Genomic DNA, 22,845 nt, shown 5'->3' with positions numbered 1-22,845 from the left:
TCGCGCTTGTACCCCGCGTCGGCCTCCCCAACTGCAGGCGATTGGAGGCCCACTGTGGGCCACCACCGCTCTCCGAACTCCGCGCTCATACGTGTGGATGTTCAGGAGTGCGCCTTCGCGAAGGGTGCCTACGGTATTACTCGCATTCTCAAAAACGTCACCGCTCTGCGGACGTCCTGCCGGGGCCGTGGAGTTACCGTCCGCTTCATTTCGCACCATGACGAGACGAGACGTCCGGAGCAGCCCGGAAGGCGGGGGTGGAAGATCTCCCGCGTGTCACGCTCGGCCCCTCCGAGGTCGTACCTGGTGCCGGATATCGCCAATACGAGGTTCGATAATGGTGAGATGGCTGCCGAGGAGATCTATGTAATGTTCAACCGAGAGAAATTCTGTCGCCGTTTCGCAGCAGTACGAAGCTTCGCGGAACTGGTCGCCGCAATCCGGTCGACCTAACGGTTTCGGTAGATTGGCTCGCTGTCGCCAGCAGGGCCCGACCCCTACTCTGAGCGCTTCGGAAAATCGCCCTCAAGGACCTCCCTGATGAACGCTTCCCGCCCTGGTCTAATTGCCCTTGTCGGCTTCGCGGTCGCATTCCTTCCTGCCTGTACCCAGGGGGGTTCGTCAAGCGGCGAAGATGCCACTGGGGCCCTGGTGAAGGGTGGCGATGACCGCACGGGCGAGTACACCGCGGCGGAGGGTTGGTGGAAACCCGCTCCCGACCACGAGGAACCGTGGGGCTGGGGAGAGGTGTCCGGTTTGGCCGTGGACAATCCAGACCGGATCATCGTCGGAATCTGGGGAGATCGCGACGCCGAACGCCGCGAGCGTCCCGGTGGCTCGAACTATCTGGTCGTGGTTGATCGGAACGGAAACATCACGGAGAACTGGTCGCAGTGGGATTCGATCTTCAACAAACCGCACCAGATCTACATCAGTCCATATGATCCGGAGCGTCACGTCTGGGTCGTGGAGCGAGGGGGTGGCCGTGGGGTGAACATGCAGATTCTCAAGTTCACGAACGACGGCAGCGAGCTCGTCATGCGGCTGGTCGACCCCGACCACCCCACCACACGGGCAGAGGCTCGCGCAAACCCGACTCCTGGACCCTACACGTACGGTGATCCCGCAGTGCTGGCGTTCCTTCCCGACGGGAGTTTCTTCCTTGGCGACGGTTACTGGCACTCACGGATTGTGAAGTACAGCGCCGAAGGTGAGTACCTGATGGAGTGGGGCGAGCTGGGTAATGGCCCTGGACAGTTCGACCTCGTTCACGGCCTCGCGGTGGATCGCGAGCATCGCGTCTATGTGGGCGACCGGGCGAACAACCGGATTCAGGTATTCACAGAAGACGGTGAGTTCATCGAGGAATGGCCGGACATTTCCGATCCAGTGGGTGTGTTCATCGACGAGCACGACGCCGTTTGGGTCACTTCGGCCCGGCTCAATCGTATTCTCAAGTACAACCTTCAAGGCGAGCTCCAATACTACCTTGGCGCGTTTGGCGGAACTCGTGGGGGCTTCGCCGGCGGGCTGTCCCGTCCTCACCAGATCGACGTCGACCAGGAGGGCAACCTCTATATCGCGAGCTGGGATGGCGGTTGGCTCGACAAGTTCACCCCAAGGTCAGACGCCGATCCTGCGAAGGTGATCGGCCAATCCTTGGTTCTCTCGAACTGAGGCAGAACCCGTGAAGAAGGTCATGGGTTTCATCGGCTTGACGATCGGCTGGTGGGTCGGCGCATTCGTGTCGGTGTTCGTTGCGTTCCTCGTCAGTGTCGTGGGCATGGGGCTAGGCATGTACGCCATTCGGCGGGTCACAAAGGGGTTGATCCCATGAGAACGCATGCGGGCGCCGCATGAATTCGACCACGCGCAACGTTATGTCTGTCTCCGCCTCCGTACTCGCGGTGCTTGGGCTTGCGTTTTTGTTCATTCCGGAGGCAGGAGGCCCGATGGTCGGACTCGATCTACTGCCGCCCGTGGGCGTCCAATTGCTTGCAGCCGGATTGCTGGGATTCGCGGCTCTCAACTGGGTGGGGCGCAGTGCGATCTACGGTGGTATTTACGGCCGCCCCATCGTGCTCGCTAATTTCGGTTACGGGATAATATCGGCGACGACCTTGGCGTCGGCCGTTCTGGACGAGCGACTGAGCTCTCGAGCGTGGGTCCTTGTCGCGGTTTTTGCACTGCAGTCAGGCGCTTTCAGCCACGTCATTAGGATGGCACCGTGGAAGCACACGACTTCGAAGGTAGGGGCCCGCGCCGGGGAGGCTACATGACCCGAAGATGGGCGGGTCCTCTTTTTAACGAACCTTCTCGTCGGGTGTGTGACCACGGTGACCTTTCCAGGAGGCGAGCCCGCCATGGTCGGCACTATCATCTCAGTCTCGCCACGAGTCGGTTCTGGTGTCGAGTCACTAGAAGTTTATTTCAAAGAGACTTTGGATGAGCGACCAGGTGGCTGACACGAACCCAATCCTGGATCAGTTCGGTCGTATCGACATCTACCTTTTTGACCAGCTTATGCGTGGTCGCATCACATCCGACATGCGAGTCTTGGACGCGGGATGTGGGCGTGGTCGCAACGTCGAATATTTGTTGAAGGCCGGCACCGATATCTACGGGGTCGACCGGGATCCAGCTCAGGTCGAACACGTGCGCGAGCTCGCCAAGCGGGCAGCCCCCGACGTGCCGCCAACCCACTTCGAGGTCGCCGAGCTTCGGTCACTACCATTCCCCGATCAGCACTTTGACGCTGTGATTTGCAACGCGGTCCTCCATTTCTCCGAAGACGAAGTCGAGTTCGAGTCCTCCGTAGCCGAACTCGTCCGCGTACTTCGGGTCGGCGGCGTTCTCTTCACAAGACTCGCTTCGACCATCGGCCTCGAGACACACGTGTCTCACATGCGGGGCCGCTGGTACTCGCTTCCCGACGGGAGCGACCGCTTTCTTGTAGATGAAGCGTATCTCCTTCAGACCACGGCTGCTGTCGGCGGAACACTCCTCGATCCTCTCAAGACCACGAACGTCCAGAACCTCAGGGCCATGACGACCTGGGTGTTCCGAAACGACCAGCATCAGTCCATGACCCCACATCCATAACGCATGGCACATGGCACTTTCTCTTGATGATGCCCGCCGTCACGAGATCACATCAGGTCTACGCGGATTCTTCCTTGAGGAATTCGACGAGACGCTGAGCGAATTTCGTGCGTCGCAGCTATTGGACTTCGTACTCGAGAGCCTCGGGCCGCCCATCTACAACCAGGCGGTTCAGGACGCCCGTGGTTTCATGGTGCGTAAACTCGACGACCTGGACGGCGAAGTGCACGAACCCGAGACGACGTGATCAAGGTCGAGAAGAGCTGTCCGCCAACTGCAGCCCAAACACCATCGAACGGAAGGTGAAGACGTGAACTGGTCCCGACGGCGCTTCATGGAAGCCGGATCGACTGCGGCTGCGGTTTCGGCGATTTGGGGGTGCGGATCGCAACAGACTGACTCCGATGCCCCGACTGCTTCGGATTGGAGCGGGCCACAGGCGGACCTGACGAGCGGGCCTCGGCGGACCCTGGCTGAGCCCGGGCCTATGGTCCCGCCCGTTCCTGCCATCCTTCTATCCATCAACGGAGCGGACGGCGATCCCGAGGAGCTATCCGTCCTCTGGACTTTCGTCGTTAATGGCGATCCGCCTCAGATCGGAGTGGCCGCGGGGTCGGAGCACCTCGCCCGACGCCTGTTGGAGCAACATGACGAGTTCGTCCTGAACGTTCCCGTCGCTTCCATGATCCAAGCCTTCGACACCATCGACATGAACTCGAGCCGAGTCGGTGACAAGTACGCACTGAGTGGTCTCACGCGCGGAACCGCGACCATGGTAGATGCCCCGACCATTGAAGAGGCTCCGATCCATTGCGAATGCCGGACGATCGGCTCGCTTGAGGTTCCACCCATGAGGAAGATCTTCGTCGCAGAGGTGGTCGCCACGACAGCCCGGGCCGGCGCCGTCGATGACACGGGGCGACTTATCGTTCCAGGTGTGCCTTTCTTCGGCATGACCGCTGGGAGTGGTGAGCACTACACTATGGGTGAGCGTGTCGGAAACATTGGGATGACCGTCGGTCGATCCGACATCAAGTACTGACCGTGTGCGTTTACCTTCGGGACCAGAGAAACATGCTCACTACTCGACCGGCTGCATTTTGCCTCAAAGGGTGGATCGTACTCAGTCTCACCGCCTGTGTGTCGACGGGCTCCTCGAACAGCGCCAACCTCGAGCCAGTGAGCGGAGCTGCGCTTGCCTCGATACCAATATCGTAGCCTTTCAGGAGTTGCGATCGACGTGGACACAGCGTGAGCGTGAGGCCTATGTCGATTCGAGCTTCGCGGGGCCGGCAGGTGTCCCGCGAAGCAGCTTCAACGAGCGGATTCCGTGGGTTGAGCTTGTACCTGTCCGAGATGTCGTCCGGCGCTTCGTGCCGTGCCCGGCGCCTGACGGCACCGGCACGCTCGATGTCCCGCGAGATCCGAAATGCGGGACACGGCCCGTCGTTCACTTCGTGTCGTATTCCGGCCAGGATTAGAGACCTGGATCGCAAAGCGATGGTCAGAGCGTATCGCGACACTCCCCGCCCGGCGGGAGTGTTTCGTGTCACACATGCTGCGAGCGGTCGCACACTCGTGGGGTCGAGCCCCGATGCTCCAGCGATGCTGAATCGGATACGGGCCCAGCTGCGAATGAAGGGGCACCCCAAGAGTGCTCTCCAGGCCGACTGGGAGGCAGACGGGGTAGACGGATTCTCATTCGAGGTTCTGGAACTGCTGGAGATTCCTGAAGGGAATGATTACAACCCGGCCGAGGACCTGGCGGTCATGGAAGAATTGTGGGTGGAGAAACTCGATCTGCCGAAAGAGCGACGGTACTGAGTCCGCGAGCGAGCGCTCCGGTCGAATCGACCTGATGCTGATAAGACACGTCCGTTCCGCCGCCGATGACGAGCGGGCGATCGAGGGCCGCCGCAATTCGCCGCTCATGGATGTTGGACGGGCTCTGGGCCGTAAACGAGGCAAAGAGTTCGGAGGCCCAAGGTGAGGTATTGCGCCCTGCCTGCCTGGGGCCGTGGGAAGTCCCTCGTGCCGACCGCCCATGAAGGCGAAAGTCCGATGAAAGCAGGTGAGGCCTGCAGTCGCGAGTGATCCTGGCGCTCGAGGTTGTGCTTCAGCGGGGGCTCTGCTTTCCACTCGGCGATCTCGGGTTTGCCCGCGTCTGGTACACGTCGGAAGCTGAGGCATGGGTCTTTCGGGAAAGCGGCCCAGCCTGGGAAGGCGGTCGGAGTGAAGTCAGGGAGGGCTTGTGCGCGAAGTCACTCCCAAATGATTGATCACAAACGCAACTGAGCAACGGAGGCGACATATGTGCAGGAACATCGGGACTATCTACAATTGTGAGCACCCAGCGATAGACGCTGAGGTCCATGCGGCCGCGCTGGAATTCGTGCGGAAGACTTCGGGATTCAACAAGCCTTCTGTTGCGAATCAGGTCGCGTTCGACCATGTCATCGAGACGGTTTACGGCGCGCCTAGTGAGAGGGCCACGAAACGGTTCAGCACCACGGCGACCGCATGATGATTGAGGAAGAGCACGACGCGATCAACTTGAGTGGAAAATTCGACCTCTTCGCGGACCAATGGCAACCAAGGGTGATCGCGGAGATGAACGACTACCAGTTCAAGATTGCCCGCGTCCAGGGTGACTTCATCTGGCACGATCACCCGGACACCGATGAAGCGTTCTTCGTACTCGAGGGCACGCTCAGGATTGACCTGCCGGACGGTTTCGTAAACGTATCTGCCGGGGAACTGTACGTCGTGCCGAAGGGCGTGAAACACAAGCCGTATGCGGAGCTAGAGGTGAAAATCATGCTGATCGAGCCGCGTGGGGTTGTGAACACCGGTGAAGAGGGTGGACGTCGCACGGCCAAGTCTGACCTGTGGATCTGACCGTGCGAGAAGACAGATGCCCGAATTGAAACTTGGCAAGCTATCGGTCGTAGGGGTCTTGAGTCCCTCTACTCACCCCGGAGCACGCTGAGTACGTCATGTCCTTCTCAGTCTTGTTTCTGATTCTGATCCCACTGCTCGGAATACTTTTTGCGACCATGCAGACCCTTCCTGGCCCCGGAAAGCAGTGGCGTGAGGTGGACCATGGGGCGATTTCGCCCGAGGTAATACGGCTCCAGGACACGATAGATGAATTGACTCAACGCATCGTCGATCTCGAAGAAGAGCGCGACTTCTTTAAGGAGTTACGCTCTCCCGACAGCCCAGCAGGCCTTGCTTCCCCGGACGGCTAGTCTGCTGCCACGGGCTAACCACCGGGTGCTTGCCCCAAGCCAGGGAACAGCACAATCTCCCGTTCGTAGCTGAACCGATCCCTCTTGGATGGGTAAGGACCAGAGCGCCTCGCTAGACCCGCCCCTGTAGCGTTCGGAAATCTCCAAACGATGCAGCCGAAGCCATTCGCCCGTACATGTCGAGCATGGACCCCGAGACGACCCCGGCCCCGGCCACACTGAAACACACCCAGCTGAAAAAGCAGTTGGGCCTCTGGGAAGTGTATGCACTGGCCACAGGTGCTACGCTGAGTTCGGGATTCTTTCTCCTGCCCGGTCTTGCTGCCGCTGGGGCCGGGGCTGCGATGCCGATCGCGTACGTGCTGGCGGGAATGGTTCTCCTACCGGGCCTGTTCAGCATGGTCGAGTTGGCTACGGCTATGCCGAAGGCCGGGGGGATCTACTACTTCCTCGACCGCAGTATGGGCCCGTTGGTAGGTACCATTGGTGGTTTCGGCACATGGGTATCACTGATCCTGAAGTCGTCGTTCGCCTTGATCGGCATCGGGGCGTACCTAGAGTTGTTTCTTCCCTCGGTTCCGATGAGCCCCATAGCTGCTGGGCTGGCGATTGTTTTTGGCGTTATCAACTACTTCGGAGCCAAGAAGAGCGGCACGTTCCAAATTCTCCTCCTGATTGGCGTCATGATCCTGCTTCTCTGGTTTTGCGGAGTGGGCATCTTTCAAGTCGAGGCTGCCGCTTTCGCTGGCATTTTCGATGCGAAAGCCTCTGGCGTCATGAGTACCGCGGGGCTGGTCATCGTCAGCTACATGGGGCTTACCAAGGTCGCCAGCGTCGCTGAGGAAGTGGAGAATCCAGAGCGAAATCTTCCCCTCGGCATGTTCATGGCGTTTGGGACAATCATCATTGTGTACGTAGTCGGGACGAGTGTCATGATTGGGGTCGCTGGGGTGGAACGACTGGCTGCCAATGGTGGGGGGCTCACGCCCGTCGCTGATGTCGCGGTCATCATGGGGCTTCCCTACGGAAAGCTCATCATGACCGTAGCCGCAATTCTCGCGTTTTCATCGGTGGGGAACGCCGGGATTCTGAGTGCCTCCAGATATCCCCTCGCCATGGGCCGGGATCGACTGATCCCTGAAGTGTTCGGCCGTGTTGGGAAGCGGGGGACGCCTACGGTTGGGATCGTTACCACGGTGGCACTGATCATCCTGTTCGTAACGATCTTTGATCCGACCAAGATCGCGAAGCTGGCGAGCGCCTTCCAACTGGTAATGTTCGCGTTGGCCTGTCTCGCGGTCATCGTGATGAGGGAAAGCAGGATTGAGTCCTACGATCCGGGTTATCGTTCGCCTCTCTACCCTGGCATCCAGATTCTCGGGATTCTGATGCCGTTCATGCTCATAGTAGAGATGGGAATGCTCCCAGTCCTCTTCACCACCGGCCTCATCTTCTTCGGCGCAATGTGGTTTACGTATTATGCCAAGGATCGCGTCGATCGAGAGGGGGCGATCTTCCACGTGTTCGAGCGGCTGGGGCGGCAACGAGATGACCGACTCGACGCTGAGCTTCGGGAGGTCATCAAGGATCGGGGGCCGCGTGCCGCCGATCCCTTCGATGCCCTGTTTACGGGGGCCAAGGTTCTCGACATTGAGGGCGATATCGACTTCGAGTCACTGGCCTTTGCTGCAGCAAGTGAACTCGCGTCGGATGTGCCTGTTTCCGCGACGGATCTCGCGGAAGGCTTCCTGAAGGGAACCCGAATTGGTGCGACGCCGGTGTCTCATGGGGCAGCGCTCCCGCATGTTCGCAAGGAGCAGATCAAGGAGGCACATCTTCTCATGGCGAGGGCTCCCGGCGGTGTTCGCTTTGATAATGTGTCGCAGTCGGCAATACGGGAGGGAGACGACACTGTCCGAGCAGTATTCTTCCTCATCGGTCCAGAGGGAGACCCTGGCCGACACCTCAGGATTCTGGCTCAGATCGCTCGACGTGTGGACCAAGATGCCTTCATGCCCGAGTGGCTGGCTGCAAAAGGATCCACACACCTCAAGGAGGCTCTTTTCCGGAATGAGCAACTGCTGGTCATTCGCCTCTCCGATGATACGAAGTGTCAGGAGTTGATCGGCGCTGAGATCAAAGCAATCGCACTGCCAGAAGGGACCTTGATTGCAATGATCCGCCGAGAGGGTGAGATGATCATTCCGAAGGGGGACACGGTGCTCGAGACGGGTGACCGCCTTACCGTGCTCGGGCGAGCCGAGGGTATTTCCCAACTCAACCTGAGGTTCGGCGGAGAGGCCGAGTGATAGACAGGCACGAAGAGCGACATCCACTGACCCGATCGATCTTGGTCTGATCACCGTGGACGGCATTCCGGCCGTGTGACGGGCCGAGCACTCAGCTCGATGAGATGGTTCTCTCGTGAGCCCTATGCGCTGTTGAGGTGTGCCGAGGGGCCACGGGTGTTTCGAATGAATTCGGCTTCTTCAACTAGTGCGGGATCATTGTGTTCTGAGTCACACGAGGCAGACGCAGAGGTCAGCAGCCCCTTCCTTGGTCACTTCATCCATTGAGATTCGTTCGGCTGCCGATCTTCAAACGGCCTGACTTCAACAATAGTGTGGCTAGCGATGTCCTTGCAGGAAAACCGCGAATCGGCCTATTATAAACCGTTCGTACCCTCGGGGAGTCGGCCCGGATGAAGTCACTTGTTTTGACATCCGCTGCACTTGGCATGTCGCTCATGCTGGTGGGCGAGATCACAGTTTCGAGCACCCCCATCCTTGTGACGGATGCGATCCCCCATTTAGGGGTGGCCGCCGCAGTCGATCCGAACGACATCGTTACGGAGACGTGTGTCCGGTGCCATAGTGATTCTCGGCTCCGCGGGAATCTTTCGCTCGAGGGATTCGATATCGCCGAGGCGGCTGACAATGCCGAGGTGATCGAGCGCATGATTCGCAAGGTCCGGGCTGGGATGATGCCACCTCCCGGAGTCCGGGCTCCTGAGGGCGACACACTCATGAAGTTCGTCCAGCAGCTCGAGGACGTAATGGACGCGGAAGCGCGCCGGAATCCGAACTCGGGCTCGCGGACTTTCCAGAGGTTGAATCGCCCGGAATTCGAGCAGGCCATCAGTGATCTTCTCAATATAGAGGTGAACGCTGGTGACTGGCTCCCGTTGGATCAGATGAGTGCCAATTTCGACAACATTGCCGATGTGCAGGCGTTGTCGCCCCTGCTCCTAGAGGCCTACCTCAACGCGGCTGCCGACATCAGCCGCATGGCTGTAGGAGATCGGGACGCGCCGTCCATCAACGTCAACTACAAGATTTCCCAGTATCGGTCTCAGCATCCCTGGGATCATGTGGAGGGCGCGCCGTACGGGACCCGCGGAGGCGTGGTCATCGAGCACGTTTTTCCTGCCGACGGGATGTACTCCTTGGGAATGACGTTCTCATCGGGAGGTAACACCCGATTCGAGGACATTGATATCTCCATCGATGGAGATCGCGTTGCGCTCATGGCTTTCCATAGAGGGGTTGTGGCGGCCGATAATCGCGGTGGTGGTGCGATGTGGACGGAGCCGATCTTTATCCGGGCCGGGCAGCAGAGTATCTCAGCGGCGTTCATTCGTAGGTCCGATGGTCCTTATGAAGACCTGATCAGGCCGCACGACTGGTCCATGGCTGGTGGTGGATCGGGTGGGGCAGGCGTAACCACGCTCCCCCATCTTCAGGATCTGATGGTGGGTGGGCCCAGCGACGTTATGGGACTTTCCGACACGTCCTCGCGGTCAAAAATCTTCATCTGTCGACCTACTGCCCCGAGTGAGGAAGAGGCATGCGCTCGTGACATTGTGGAGAATCTGGCCACGCGCGCATACCGCCGGACGGCCACGAGTGGAGAGCTCGATGGTCTTATGACGTTCTACGAGAGTGGCCTCTCGAGGGGTGGATTTGAACGCGGCGTACGGGAGGCTCTGGAAGCCGTGCTCGCGTCGCCATTGTTTGTTCTCCGACTGGAGCGACAGCCAGGCAACGTCGATCCCGGCGAAACCTATGAACTCGGTGACATCGAACTCGCGTCGCGCCTCTCCTTCTTCCTCTGGGGGACTCCACCGGACGACGAACTCCTTCGCATCGCACGTGAGGGAGACCTGACGAAGGACAAGGAGCTCAAGGCACAAACCCGGAGAATGCTTGCCGATCCGAAATCGGAGGCACTGGGAACCCGTTTCGCCTCCCAGTGGCTAAGGCTCCAGGACCTGTACAAGGTTCGCCCGGATCCGAATTTTTTCCCGAATTTTGACGAGACGCTCGCCGACGCGATGCGAGATGAGAGTCTGATCTTCTTTAACCACCTAGTTCGGGAAGATCGCGATGCTCTCGAGTTGTTCACTGCGAACTACACCTTCGTGAATGAGCGCCTGGCGAATCACTACGGCATGGAAGGGGTCGCGGGGCGGCAGTTTCGGCAGGTCGAGTATACGGACGGAGTACGCGCGGGACTGCTTGGGCACGGTAGTGTTCTTGTCCTGACTTCGCTGGCGAATCGGACATCCCCAGTTCTCCGAGGCAAATGGGTCATGGAAGTGCTCATGGGCACGCCGCCACCGCCGCCGCCACCGGGAGTGCCAGATCTCGAGGACACCGAGGGTACGGTCGAGGGCCAGCGTCTGACCACTCGGGAGCGCATGGAGATGCACCGATCGAATCCCACGTGTAATGCCTGCCACCGATTCATGGACCCGATCGGCCTCGCTTTAGACAACTTCGATGTGACCGGGCAGTGGAGGCTTCGCGAGAACGGGATGGCGCTCGACACGCGTGGAGAGTTCTACGACGGGACTGCGATCACCACACCGAAAGAGGTCGCAAACGCGCTTCTCTCCCGTCCGGTGCCCCTCATGCGGTCACTAACCGAGAATCTGATGGCCTACGGGCTTGCGCGTCGGGTGCAATACTTCGATCAGCCGACGATCCGAACGATCGTGGCAGATGCCGAAAAAAACGGACAGTACAAGATGCAGTCGCTCATTCTGGGTGTCGTCACGAGTGATGCCTTCCGAATGAAACAGGCGGCCGAAGCGGTTGTGACCGAAGCAGGGCACTAGACGGACACGAATACGAAGACCAGATCCCAACTTTCGAGGAGTAACGGGACGATGGAGTTCATCACCGGGAAACACTTGGACCGCAGGACCTTTTTGCGTGGCTTGGGCGCTGCTGTCGCGCTCCCGCACCTTGACGCGATGGTTCCGGCCGGACGCATGAGCGGACCCGTGATGCGGGCGAATAACGACCGCACGCCGCTGATCGCGATCGAAGAGGTTCACGGCCTGGCTGGGTGTAATGACTGGGGTGCGACTCAGCACCTCTACGCGCCCGAGATCATCGGCAAGGACTTCGAGATGGCACCGAACAGTGCCTTGATCTCTCTCGAGCCTTATCAGGACTACCTGACCATCGTCAGCAACACCGACGTCCGCATGGCCGAGGCGTTCACCGCGCCAGAGATTGGAGGCGATCACTTCCGATCCAGTGCCGTGTTTCTCACCCAGTCGCACCCCAAACAGACCCAGGGGTCGGATTTGTTCGTCGGTACGTCATTGGACCAGATTTACGCGAAACGGTTCGGTCAGGACACACCGCTTCCGTCGATGCAGTTCACCATCCCGAACATCGATCAGGCCGGTGGGTGCACGTACAACTATTCATGTGCGTACACGGACTCCCTGAGCTGGGCGTCGCCAAGTGAGCCGCTGCCGATGATTCGTGATCCGCGTGTCGCCTTCGACATGCTTTTCGGTGCGGGCTCGTCGCCGGCCGACAGAGCAGAACGTCGTGCAATGCGCTCCAGCATCCTCGACTGGATAGGCGGCGAAGTCTCCTCGATGAACCGCCAGCTTGGCTCCGAAGATCGCATGCGGATGGAGCAGTACTTGAACAATGTGCGGGAGATCGAACGTCGTATTCAGATGGTTGAATCGGGCAACACCAGCGGTGAGGAACGAGTGATTCCAGAAGCTCCGGCTGGCGTGCCAGATTCCTACCGTGAGCACATGGAGCTCATGTTCGACCTCCAGGTTCTTGCCATCCAGACGGATATGACCCGCGTCATCACCTTCAAGACGGGGCGTGATTCAGAGAATCGAGTGTTCCCCGAGTCCGGGTCGGACCGGCCGTTCCATCCTGCGTCGCATCATGGTGGGCGCGAAGAGGCCGTCCTGGAGTTCAACAAGATCTGTCAGTACCGGGTGAGCATGCTCCCGTATCTGCTGGACAAGCTGAAGGCGACGATGGACGGGGACATGAATCTCCTCGACAAATCTGTCGTGATGTTCGGTTCTCCCATGGCCGACTCTAACCTGCACAACCATCGGCGCGCACCGCTCGTATTCCTCGGTAAGGGCGGGGGCATTCTCGAGGGCAACCTGCACCTCAAGACGGCAGACGGAACGCCCATGGCGAATGCCATGCTTACACTGATGCAGGAGCTTGGGCATACGGACATGGAGAACTTCGGTGATAGCACCGGCGGCCTGATGCTCAAGTCTTCAGGTCGCACGACTGCGCAGGAGACTCACTAGGTGACAAGTTTACTCGGGGCGCTGTTTACCTTGGCGGTCATGGCCTGGGCGCCCGTCGAGGCGCCTGTCGCCGACGCCGCAATGCGCGGCGATGTGGAGACAGTGCGGGCGCTGCTTCGAGATGGGGCAGATGTGAACGCGGCTCAGGGCGACGGCATGAGTGCGTTGCATTGGGCGGCCGAACGGGGTGATGCCGAACTCGTCGACATCCTTGTTTACGCCGGTGCGGAAATTCAGTCCGTGACGCGGATTGGGCTCTACACCCCCCTACACATCGCCAGCCGGAACGGAAGTGCAGACGCAGTCACGCACCTGATCTCCGCCGGAGCAGATGTGCACGCAGTCACCGCTCCGAGTGGCTCAACGGCGTTACACCTTGCTGCCGTGTCCGGCAATAGAGCTGTTGTTCAGGCGCTTCTGGATGCAGGTGTCGACCCGAACAGTGTCGAGGCCCAGTGGTCGCAGACGCCGCTGATCTTTGCGGCCGCCTGGAACCGCGTGGACGCGATCAATGCGCTCCTAGACGGAGGCGCCGACCCGAACATCGCAGCGGTGGGGATGGACCTGACCGCGATGGGCCGGCTCGATGCCGAGGCGAACCGTCGTCAGGCCGACGTTATCAACGCCTTCACGAATGAGGGTGAGTGGCAGCCCACGTCGTCGCAGGTGCAGGCGGCGGTGCGTGCAGGTCGCGCCGCGTATGAGACAGATGCGCCAGAACCTCGCAAGGCCCGCATGAACAGTCGGTTCCAGCGGCAGGTCCGGATCACTTCCAAGGGCGGACTGACGCCTCTCCTGCATGCGGCTCGTCAAGGGCACCTCGAAGCAATGGAGGCACTTCTCGATCGCGGAGCCGAGATTGATCGGGTGGGTGGAGGAGACGGGACGTCACCACTCCTCATGGCGACCATCAATGGTCAGTTCGATGCCGCGATGTCGCTGCTCCAGCGTGGTGCTGACCCGAATGGGAGTTCGACCCTCAACGGTGCCACACCTTTACTCGCAACGATCAACTCCGAGTGGCAGCCGCGGACGCGTTATCCTCAGCCACAGGAGCGCTCGGCCCAACAGGTCGGCTACCTCGACGTCCTTGAGGCGCTCCTTGAAGCAGGAGCCGACCCCGACACCCGGATGACAATGCATCCCTGGTACATGGAGTACACAGGGTGCGGCAACGGAAACTGTGGTCTAATCGATACAAATGGGGCGACCCCGTTCCTTCGCGCGTCGTATGCGACCGATGTCGCCGCGATGGCGCTTCTAAAAACGTGGGGTGCAGATCCATCGATCCCAACCAAGGCTCCTCAGAGGCGGCAGCGTCAGACCCCCGAGCAGAGGCAGCGGGCCCTCCAGATTGATCAGATCGCCGACGCGGACAGTTTCGCTGTGATGAGTGATTCCACGCAGGCAACCTCCGTGGTCACCATTTGGCAGGATCTTCCTGACTCCATCAAGGCAGAGATGGCGGAGGAAGATGTTCGGGCCACCCCGGGAGACTTCCGTGAGGACATCGTTGCACACGCCCAACGCCAGGACTCGGTGAAGGCTGCCGAGCCTGATCCTACCGGCCTTCCGCCAATTCCGACTGGTGGTCCGGCGGTATCAGCGATCCACGCCGCGTCCGGGGTCGGGTACGGTGAGGGTTTTGCAGGAAACGCCCACCGACACGTCGAGAATGGTTGGATGCCGGCGGTGAAGTTCCTGATCGAAGAAGTCGGGATGGACGTCAATATGCGGGATCATGGTGGCTACACAGCCATTCATCATGCGGCAGCGCGCGGTGACAACGACCTGATACTCTACTTGGTTGAGCACGGTGGTGACGTAACCATGGTCAGTCGCCGTGGGCAGACAACCGCGGACATGGCAAACGGGCCTGTGTCACGGGTCTCTCCTATCCCTGAGACAGTGGCGTTGCTCGAGAGCTTGGGCTCGGCTAACAGTAACAATTGCGTCAGCTGCCAGCAGTAACGATAGATGCGGTCCGGGGTGGGGGTCCGATGATTTTTGCCCCGGAGTTCGCTCGGTGAGCATCCTCTGGATTCTCATCCCCAGCCCCTTCGTTGGCTACCTGATGATCGATAGCCTGCGGAAGGTCTTTTCGGACGACGACACCCTGCTGAGAAAGTTGTTCGCTGATCAGCCCGTCACGATGATCGCGACTTCCATGTCGCTGGGGTCGATGGTCGTATGGGCGCTCTCAGAGGCCGTACTCCGCATCCTCTGACCCGCTGTGGGGCGGGGGCGGCCGCCTTAACGGATTGTGCGGACGGCAGTGGGGGAGCGCCGGGATGACGTGTCTTGGAAAAACGGGTATGAAGGCCCGAGTATGTGCCCCGGAGCCCTCAATTTACGCACGCGGCGCAAAGTCTTGCCCCGAGTCAGGTTCCACGCTCACTTCACGCAACGTGAAAGTCGACGCCGAGTCTCTGGAGGTCCTGTGGCCCACATCCCATACGTCTCGGATGACGAAGCGGAGGGGCTGCTATCTGAACTCTACGACGATCACCGGAACGAGCACGGTGTGGTCGACAATATCCTTCGGATTCACTCTCTGAATCCTAGGTCCCTCAGGGACCACGCGCGACTCTATTCCCACCTGATGCGGGGGAGATCGCCGCTGTCCCGAACCCAGCGCGAGATGCTCGCTGTGACGGTCTCAGCGGAGAACGACTGCTTCTACTGAATCAATCATCACGGGGCGGGACTCCGTACGTTGACTGGCAGTCTGGGGCTCTCCCGCGCCCTGGCGCGGGATTTTCGAAGTGCAGACGTCTCGGAGCAGGATGCAGAGATGCTCCGGTATGCTGTGAAGCTCACCCACGAGCCGTGGGCGATGAGCAGCAGTGATGCCGGCCGACTGCTTAAAGCAGGCTTCAGCGACACTGCAGTTTTGGATATCTGTCAGGTCGTGTCGTACTACAACTATGTGAACCGCCTGGCCGACGGCCTGGGTGTCGGACTTGAGAAATTCTGGAACACTGAGGAGTTGACGGTGACTGAAGAGGAGTTCGCTGCTATCCGGATGGCCCGCCGCGCGGGCGACCGAGATCCACCTCGACGTGAAGGGGAGAACCCGTGACCAGATCCATTGCAGTCGACGGGAGGACCCTCACGCTTGAGGCGATTGAGGCGGTGGCACGTGACCCAAGTGTCCGGGTGACACTGGACGACACCGCACGGGAGCGTGTTAAGGCATCCCGCGACTTCATAGAGGCGAAGGTGGCGACGGGAGAGCCTGTGTATGGAGTCACCACGGGGTTCGGCCGGCTCGCGGATATCTCCATCCCTGCGGACCAGCGAGCGACCCTCCAGCACAACTTGGTTCGGTCACACGCTTCGGGCATGGGCGACCCGATGAGCCAGCCATCTGTCCGTGCGCTCATGGTGTTGCGGGCCAACGCGTTAGCTCGCGGAGTGTCAGGTTGTCGCACAGACGTGATCGAAGGCCTCTTGGCGCTCCTGAACGCCGGTATCCATCCGCGGGTTCCCGAATTTGGTTCGGTCGGGGCGAGCGGAGATCTCGCCCCGTTGGCGCATGTTGCACTCGGACTGTTGGGGGAAGGTGAAGTCGAGTACAAAGGCGAGCGTCGCCCTGCGGGGGAGTGTCTTGAGGCCGAGGGGATCACTCCGATCGTCTTGAGCTTGAAGGAGGGGCTCGCTCTGATCAATGGAACCCAGGCAACAACGGGACTCGGTGTGCTCGCGCTGCTCCGAGCCGAGCGAGCGCTAGAGACGGCGGAGGCCGTGGCCGCGATGTCGATGGAAGCGCTTCTTGGAACACCGGAGGCCTACCGGGCAGAGATCCACGAAGCCCGGCCGCACGCAGGGCAGATTCGCTCTGCCGCGATCTTGAGATCGTTGCTCGAAGGATCGGAAATCCGCGAATCGCATCGCGAAGATGATCCTCGCGTACAGGACGCCTATGCACTCCGATGCGTGCCTCAGGTCCACGGGGCCGGTCGCCACGCGTTGGCATACATACGTGGGATTCTGGAGACCGAGGCGAACAGCGCAACGGACAATCCGCTCGTCTTTCCGGACTCCGGAGTCATCGTGAGCGGCGGAAACTTCCACGCCCAGATCGTATCACAGGCCCTCGACCTGCTGACCATAGCGGTGGCGGATCTGGCTTCGATCTCAGAGCGCCGTGTGGAGCGACTGCTCAATCCGGACCTGTCCATGGGGCTGCCCGCCTTCCTCGCCTCCCAGCCGGGCCTGGAAAGCGGCTTCATGATCGCCCAGGTGACTGCGGTCGACCTGCTCGCCGAGATTCGGGTGCTCTCGCACCCGGCATCGGTGGACTCCGTCACAACCAGCGCGAATCAGGAAGATCACGTCTCGATGGGGCTCGCAGCGGCCAGGAAAGCCCGACGCGCAGTGGGGTGCCTGGAGCGTGTCTTGGCGACGGAACTCATGTGCGCTGCTGAGGGGATCGAATACCGTCGCCCACTTCTCGGCGGCCGCGGTGTGGAAATCGCCTATGGCCGCGTACGAGCTCAAGTGGACCGTCTGAATGGGGATCGCATGTTAGGCCCCGATCTGGATGCGCTCACATCGGCCGTCAGAGCGGGGACCTTCTCCGGTATCGCTGAGGAACTGGTATGACATCAGATACGAAGAGTGATCCACGCACCGTGCGCGCGCCGCATGGCAACGAACTGAGTTGCAAGGGATGGGCGCAGGAGGCTGCGCTGCGGATGCTGATGAATAACCTCGACCCGGATGTGGCCGAGCACCCGGACCAACTAATTGTATACGGCGGGACAGGTCGTGCTGCCCGAAGTTGGGCGGCATTCGATACCATCGTCGAATCCCTTCGCGACCTCGAGAACGACGAGACACTCTTGGTGCAGTCGGGGAAGCCCGTGGGGATCTTTCGGACGCACGAACATGCGCCTCGCGTGCTCATTGCGAACTCCAACCTGGTAGGTCGCTGGGCCACGTGGGAGCACTTCCGAGAGCTCGAGCGGAAGGGCCTGATGATGTACGGACAGATGACGGCCGGGTCCTGGATCTACATAGGCACCCAAGGGATTCTACAGGGGACGTACGAGACGTTCGGTGCGATGGCCGACAAGCATTTCGACGGTTCTTTGAAGGGTAAGTGGATCCTCACCGGGGGTATGGGGGGCATGGGCGGCGCCCAGCCTCTCGCCACGACGATGAACCAAGGGGTCATGCTCTGCGTCGAGGTCGATCCGACCCGTATCCAGCGCAGGCTTGATACCCGTTACTGCGATCGCATGACACATGACCTCGAAGAGGCACTCCGCTGGGTAAACGAGGCCACCACAGCGGGCGAGGCGCTATCCATCGGACTGGTCGGGAACTGTGCCGACGTACTCCCGGAGCTCGTTCGGAGGGGCGTCACACCGGATATCGTGACGGATCAGACGTCCGCTCATGACCCGGTGCACGGATACGTCCCCGCCGGCATGGGTGTCGGGCAGGCCGCGGTGCTGCGCGAGTCCGACGCCGAGGAGTACTTGAGGCAGTCGATGAAGTCGATGAGAATTCATTGTGAGGCGATCGTCGACATGCAGAACGCCGGCGCGGTTGCGGTGGATTATGGCAACAATCTGCGTGGGTACGCAAAGGACGCGGGGTTCACCGAGGCGTTTTCCTATCCTGGCTTCGTTCCGGCCTATATTCGGGATCTGTTTTGCGAAGGGAAGGGCCCCTTCCGTTGGGTGGCACTGTCCGGCGACCCGAAAGACATCCACCGGACCGATGAGCTGGTCCTGGAGATGTTCCCCGAGGATGAACACCTCTGCCGCTGGATTAGGTTGGCGCAGGAGCGTGTGGCGTTCCAAGGACTCCCGTCCCGGATCTGCTGGCTGGGACAGGGTGCGCGAGCCCGGTTCGGCCTCGCCTTGAATGACCTCGTCGCGAGTGGTGAGGTGAGCGCCCCGATCGTGATCGGACGAGATCACCTCGATACCGGCTCGGTCGCATCACCCAACCGTGAAACCGAAGCCATGAAGGACGGATCCGATGCCGTAGCCGACTGGCCCATTCTTAACGCGCTGCTGAATACGGCGTCCGGGGCGAGTTGGGTCTCTTTCCACCACGGTGGTGGAGTCGGGATCGGCAATTCATTGCATGCAGGGCAGGTCATCGTGGCCGATGGGACACCTGAGATGGGCGTTCGCCTCGAGCGGGTACTGACGAACGATCCGGGAACCGGTGTCATGCGGCACGTCGACGCCGGATACGCGATTGCCGAAGCGACAGCGGAGCGAGAGGGCATCCGGATACCGATGAGACGAGAGATCTAGCTCTACTCGTCCAGATTCAGGGCCAGCTGCGGGTTGTCTCCCACCAAGGCATGAGCCACGCTCCGGTACCTTTTAGACAATTCTGTGGAGAGGACGTGACGTCCCGCCTCTACCACCTGACGCCCCCCGACGATGACGTCGGACACAGGGGTGGCATCCCCGGAAAAGACCCAGGAATCGAGGACGTCGTCTCCTGAACGGCCGCACAGCGACGGGTGGTTCGGGTCCAGCACGACCGCGTCCGCCCGGAAGCCTGGGGCGATCTGTCCGATTCTTCGCCCACATGCGGCAGCGCCACCGTTCCACGCAGACTCCAGAAGCGATCGCCCGGTCGATCGGTGGTAGGGGCCAGCCGCCACGTTTCGGCTCTGGAGCGTCAATCGCTGCCCATATTCGAGAGTCCGGAGTTCACCCACAGGACTGCGTCCGATGTGGGAATCCGTCCCGATTCCCCAGGAACCCCGCGCGTGCTCAAAGTCTGTGAATGGAAAAATGCCGTCGCCCAGATTCGCCTCCGTCGTCGGACAGAGGCCGACCACGGCTCCCGAAGCGCCGATCCCCGCTACCTCGGAAGCATCCAGATGGGTCGCGTGAATCAGGCACCAGTGCCGATCAACCGGCGCGTTATCGAGAAGCCACTGAACCGGCCGGGCGCCCGACCATTCGAGGCATCGTTCGACCTCTTTCTGCTGCTCCGCCACGTGGATGTGTACGGGAAGCTCCGGGTCCATGCTGCGTGCAGCCTCGACTGCGACGGTTAATGCTTTGGGCGGGACCGCCCGCAGCGAATGAAGGGCTAGACCGATCCGAGTCGTGCCGGCGCTCGCGCCAGCCCCGAGAACCGCTATATCGCCGAGCAGGTCCTCCACGGATGCCACAAATCTGCGCTGGCTGACCTGCGCTTCCGCGCCGCCGAAGTCTGACGTTCGATAGACGGTCGGCAACATCGTGATGCCCATCCCCGCACGTTCCGCTGCCGCCAAAATACGGCGCCCCATCTCTACCGGATCGGCATAAGCGTGGCCGAGGACGTCGTTTCTGAGGTAGTGGAACTCGGCCACGGACGTGAAGCCATGCCGCAGGAGTTCGGAGAACAACTGGCCTGCGATTACCTCGACTGCATCCGGGTCGAGTGTGCGAAGGAAGCCGTACATTCGCTCCCGCCAGGACCAGAAGGAATCGCCTGATGGAGACCCGCGCTCTGCCAGCCCGGCCATCGCCCGCTGAAAGACGTGGGAATGGACGTTGGGAACCCCCGGGACAGCGATACCTCGAAAGTGCCGGGCGCCCCGGGGAGTCGTTTCGGACTCAACCGACGTAATCCACCCACCGCTGTCCACCGTGAGGCGTACATCGTGGGCCCAGCTCCCCGAAAGGAACGCAGTATCGAAAAAAAGGTCGGACATGTCGAGCGAGTGTAGATTCAGGGCGGACGCGGCGTCAACGAGGAGGGTATTTGGTCAGCAGCGAGCTCGTGGTCAAGAACTGCCACATTGCGACAATGTCAGCTGGGTCGGCGGAGCCATACGGGACGATCCGGAACGGCCTCCTGGCGGTGAGTGGTGGACGCATTTCTTGGATCGGATCTGAGAGTGCCGCTCCTGAGGGTATCGCCGCCGATGCACACGAGGTGCTCGATTTGGGTGGAGGGTGGCTGACGCCGGGCCTGATCGATGCGCACACGCATTTGGTATTCGGTGGCAACCGGGCGAGCGAGTTCGAACAGAGGCTGGGCGGCGCAACTTACGAAGAAATCGCCCGAGCGGGTGGCGGCATCCTCTCCTCAGTTTCAGCCACCAGGGGCGCCAGCGACAGCGAACTGGCCTCATCGGGGGCTCGCAGGCTCGGGTGGCTGGTCGACAGTGGCTGCACGAGTGTCGAGATCAAGTCCGGCTATGGGCTGGATCTCGAGAGTGAGCTGCGAATGCTCCGCGCCGCAAAAACCGCCGGGGCGGATCAAGGCGTATCCGTCTCGACGACATTGCTCGCTGCGCACGCGCTTCCTCCGGAGTTTCGTTACGATCGGGAGGGATACCTCGACCTGATCTGTAAGGAGATGATCCCTGAGGCAGCTCGTGCGGGTCTGGCTGACGGGGTGGACGCGTTCTGCGAGGGGATCGCTTTCAACTCTACAGAGTGCGCCCGGGTGCTCGAAACGGGGGCTGATCTAGGGATGGGTGTTCGCCTCCATGCGGACCAACTGTCTGACTCGGGCGGAGCTGCACTGGCGGCGCGCCTGGGTGCCCGATCGGCAGATCACCTCGAATACGCGTCAGGCCCCGGCGCGCGGTCTATGGCCGCGTCTGGGACGGCAGCGGTCCTTCTCCCGGGCGCTTTTTACTACCTGGGTGAGACGCAAAAGCCACCCGTCTCGACATTTCGCGAGCATGGGGTGCCCATAGTCGTAGCCACCGACCTGAACCCAGGGTCGTCTCCATTGGCCTCGCCTCTTCTAGCCATGAACATGGCGAGTGTCCTGTTTGGTCTGACTCCCGAGGAGACGCTTATCGGGATGACTCGAAATGCGGCGCCGGTTCTTGGTTACCAAGACCGAGGGGCGCTCGAAATTGGAATGCGTGCAGACCTTGCGGCCTGGAGCATCGAGAGTCCGGTAGAACTCACTTACTGGGTCGGCGCAAATCCCTGTGTCGGTGTCTGGGTCGCCGGGAGCCGGGTGCGCTGACCGGCGTCTAGTGGTTATTGCGACGCCGAGTCGATCCCCCCGCCGCGGGCAGCCACCCGAGGAGCCGTAGCCGGCCGGGACGGTGCCGCGCGCGCAGTTGGAGAGCCGCTTGTGCGGCGTGCTGAAGGGGCCCTAGAGGGCGCCGAGCGAGCGTTCCCAACTGAGCTGGGGGCTGCAGCTCGGGTCGGTGTGCTCCGCGCGCCGCGAGAGGGGACGGTGCGCACACGGGTGGGACGCCGGCTCGGAGTCTGACGTGCACGGCTGCCGCGAGCGGGCGCAGACTGAGCACCTGGAGCGCGTGTTGTCGTTGCCCGGGTCGACCTGGACCTGGGGGACGACCTTGTGCGGCTAGGCGCCCGGCTCGGCGTGGCCCCCGCACGAGCCGGGCGAGTGCTGGAAGTCCCCGCTCGCGGGGAAGCCTGTTCTCGGACAGGGGTGGTCCGCGCCGCCGCCCCGGAACGGGTCGTCGATGATCCAGCCCGGGCGGCCTGACCCGACTGGGACGCAGGTGGGCGCCGATTCAAGATCGGGCGCGATCCGCCACGTGTCCCACGAGCGCGCGCGACGCCTTTACCGGCACCGGTGGTTCTGGACGCGTTTCCTCGCGTGCCTGATGTGCTCCGCGCATCGCCATCTGAAGTCGGCACGCGACGGGGTAGGCCGGCTGACGGACGGCTGCCGGGACCACCGCGATTGCTCCGGGCGACGGAAAGCGGCTTTCTGCCTACGGTTGGAGTGCGAACTGCCCGATCACCAGCGGTCGTTCCGGTACCGGACACTCCGGTGCGGCCACCGGACCTGGACAAACCCACACCAGCTGTCGCAGATCGCGCACCGGACCCGGAGCGAGCGGCCCCTGCCGGGCCATCGACTTCTGGCGCACGCCGGTTCACTGAAGTGGTGCTACGCGGGCGAGCCTTTGCCGCGGCAGCC

22 protein-coding genes are annotated in these 22,845 nt (G+C 61.2%); 21 read left to right on the top strand and 1 reads right to left on the bottom strand.

All coding sequences use genetic code 11. The features are described 5' to 3' along the window. The first annotated feature begins 54 nt into the window (after positions 1-54). The 20 genes from OSA81_06760 to hutU all read left to right on the top strand — a co-directional run bounded on the left by OSA81_06760 (position 55) and on the right by hutU (position 19,229). The gene (locus tag OSA81_06760; protein ID MDE0898699.1) at positions 55-453 is read left to right on the top strand and encodes a hypothetical protein; all 399 of its coding nucleotides are present in this window, start codon (positions 55-57) and stop codon (positions 451-453) included. A gap of 87 nt (positions 454-540) precedes the next feature. After that, a complete protein-coding gene (locus OSA81_06755) occupies positions 541-1,677 on the top strand; it encodes a hypothetical protein (GenBank protein ID MDE0898698.1) in 1,137 nt (378 codons plus the stop codon). A gap of 10 nt (positions 1,678-1,687) precedes the next feature. Then, positions 1,688-1,837 carry a hypothetical protein gene (locus OSA81_06750; protein MDE0898697.1) on the top strand — a complete coding sequence of 50 codons (150 nt, stop codon included), beginning with the start codon at positions 1,688-1,690 and terminating at the stop codon, positions 1,835-1,837. Positions 1,838-1,856: 19 nt separating this feature from the next. Then, positions 1,857-2,279, top strand: coding sequence for a hypothetical protein (locus tag OSA81_06745; protein MDE0898696.1), 423 nt, complete (start codon positions 1,857-1,859; stop codon positions 2,277-2,279). 166 nt (positions 2,280-2,445) lie between these two features. Continuing rightward, a complete protein-coding gene (locus OSA81_06740; GenBank protein ID MDE0898695.1) occupies positions 2,446-3,102 on the top strand; it encodes a class I SAM-dependent methyltransferase in 657 nt (218 codons plus the stop codon). A gap of 10 nt (positions 3,103-3,112) precedes the next feature. Then, positions 3,113-3,349 carry a DUF2164 domain-containing protein gene (locus OSA81_06735; GenBank protein ID MDE0898694.1) on the top strand — a complete coding sequence of 79 codons (237 nt, stop codon included), beginning with the start codon at positions 3,113-3,115 and terminating at the stop codon, positions 3,347-3,349. Positions 3,350-3,412: 63 nt separating this feature from the next. Beyond that, positions 3,413-4,144, top strand: coding sequence for a flavin reductase (locus tag OSA81_06730; GenBank protein MDE0898693.1), 732 nt, complete (start codon positions 3,413-3,415; stop codon positions 4,142-4,144). Positions 4,145-4,602: 458 nt separating this feature from the next. Next, positions 4,603-4,926 (top strand): GIY-YIG nuclease family protein, encoded by a 324-nt coding sequence (locus tag OSA81_06725; protein MDE0898692.1) that lies wholly within the window; start codon positions 4,603-4,605, stop codon positions 4,924-4,926. Between the two features lie 487 nt (positions 4,927-5,413). Next, positions 5,414-5,626, top strand: coding sequence for a DUF2277 domain-containing protein (locus OSA81_06720; GenBank protein ID MDE0898691.1), 213 nt, complete (start codon positions 5,414-5,416; stop codon positions 5,624-5,626). Next, positions 5,623-6,000 (top strand): cupin domain-containing protein, encoded by a 378-nt coding sequence (locus OSA81_06715; protein ID MDE0898690.1) that lies wholly within the window; start codon positions 5,623-5,625, stop codon positions 5,998-6,000. The genes OSA81_06720 and OSA81_06715 overlap by 4 nt, the downstream gene beginning before the upstream one ends. Before the next feature lie 98 nt (positions 6,001-6,098). Beyond that, positions 6,099-6,353: a hypothetical protein gene (locus OSA81_06710; GenBank protein MDE0898689.1), complete on the top strand. Its 255-nt coding sequence runs from the start codon at positions 6,099-6,101 to the stop codon at positions 6,351-6,353. Between the two features lie 176 nt (positions 6,354-6,529). Continuing rightward, positions 6,530-8,662, top strand: a complete 2,133-nt coding sequence (locus OSA81_06705; GenBank protein MDE0898688.1) for an amino acid permease — start codon at positions 6,530-6,532, stop codon at positions 8,660-8,662. 392 nt (positions 8,663-9,054) lie between these two features. Next, on the top strand, positions 9,055-11,472 hold the full coding sequence (locus OSA81_06700; GenBank protein MDE0898687.1) for a DUF1592 domain-containing protein: 2,418 nt from the start codon (positions 9,055-9,057) through the stop codon (positions 11,470-11,472). A gap of 51 nt (positions 11,473-11,523) precedes the next feature. Beyond that, on the top strand, positions 11,524-12,948 hold the full coding sequence (locus tag OSA81_06695) for a DUF1552 domain-containing protein (protein MDE0898686.1): 1,425 nt from the start codon (positions 11,524-11,526) through the stop codon (positions 12,946-12,948). Next, the gene (locus OSA81_06690; GenBank protein ID MDE0898685.1) at positions 12,949-14,919 is read left to right on the top strand and encodes an ankyrin repeat domain-containing protein; all 1,971 of its coding nucleotides are present in this window, start codon (positions 12,949-12,951) and stop codon (positions 14,917-14,919) included. It abuts the gene before it with no gap. A gap of 55 nt (positions 14,920-14,974) precedes the next feature. Beyond that, entirely contained in the window at positions 14,975-15,175 is a 201-nt protein-coding gene (locus OSA81_06685; protein MDE0898684.1) for a hypothetical protein, read from the top strand. A gap of 213 nt (positions 15,176-15,388) precedes the next feature. Beyond that, the gene (locus tag OSA81_06680; protein MDE0898683.1) at positions 15,389-15,634 is read left to right on the top strand and encodes a hypothetical protein; all 246 of its coding nucleotides are present in this window, start codon (positions 15,389-15,391) and stop codon (positions 15,632-15,634) included. 30 nt (positions 15,635-15,664) lie between these two features. Beyond that, positions 15,665-16,030 (top strand): hypothetical protein, encoded by a 366-nt coding sequence (locus tag OSA81_06675; protein MDE0898682.1) that lies wholly within the window; start codon positions 15,665-15,667, stop codon positions 16,028-16,030. Then, positions 16,027-17,556: a histidine ammonia-lyase gene (gene hutH, locus OSA81_06670; GenBank protein ID MDE0898681.1), complete on the top strand. Its 1,530-nt coding sequence runs from the start codon at positions 16,027-16,029 to the stop codon at positions 17,554-17,556. The genes OSA81_06675 and hutH overlap by 4 nt, the downstream gene beginning before the upstream one ends. Next, positions 17,553-19,229, top strand: coding sequence for a urocanate hydratase (hutU, locus tag OSA81_06665; protein ID MDE0898680.1), 1,677 nt, complete (start codon positions 17,553-17,555; stop codon positions 19,227-19,229). The genes hutH and hutU overlap by 4 nt, the downstream gene beginning before the upstream one ends. A 2-nt stretch (positions 19,230-19,231) precedes the next feature. On the opposite strand, the gene OSA81_06660 is transcribed toward hutU, so the two are convergent. After that, positions 19,232-20,635, bottom strand: a complete 1,404-nt coding sequence (locus OSA81_06660) for a formimidoylglutamate deiminase (GenBank protein MDE0898679.1) — start codon at positions 20,633-20,635, stop codon at positions 19,232-19,234. Positions 20,636-20,703: 68 nt separating this feature from the next. On the opposite strand from OSA81_06660, the gene hutI reads away from it, so the two are divergent. Next, a complete protein-coding gene (gene hutI, locus OSA81_06655; protein ID MDE0898678.1) occupies positions 20,704-21,912 on the top strand; it encodes an imidazolonepropionase in 1,209 nt (402 codons plus the stop codon). Positions 21,913-22,845 lie beyond the last annotated feature (933 nt).

This window comes from Longimicrobiales bacterium (assembly GCA_028823235.1).
GTDB lineage: Bacteria > Gemmatimonadota > Gemmatimonadetes > Longimicrobiales > Gaopeijiaceae > UBA2589.
Note: the sequence above shows the minus strand (reverse complement) of the source record. Positions and strands in the feature narration are given on the sequence as shown.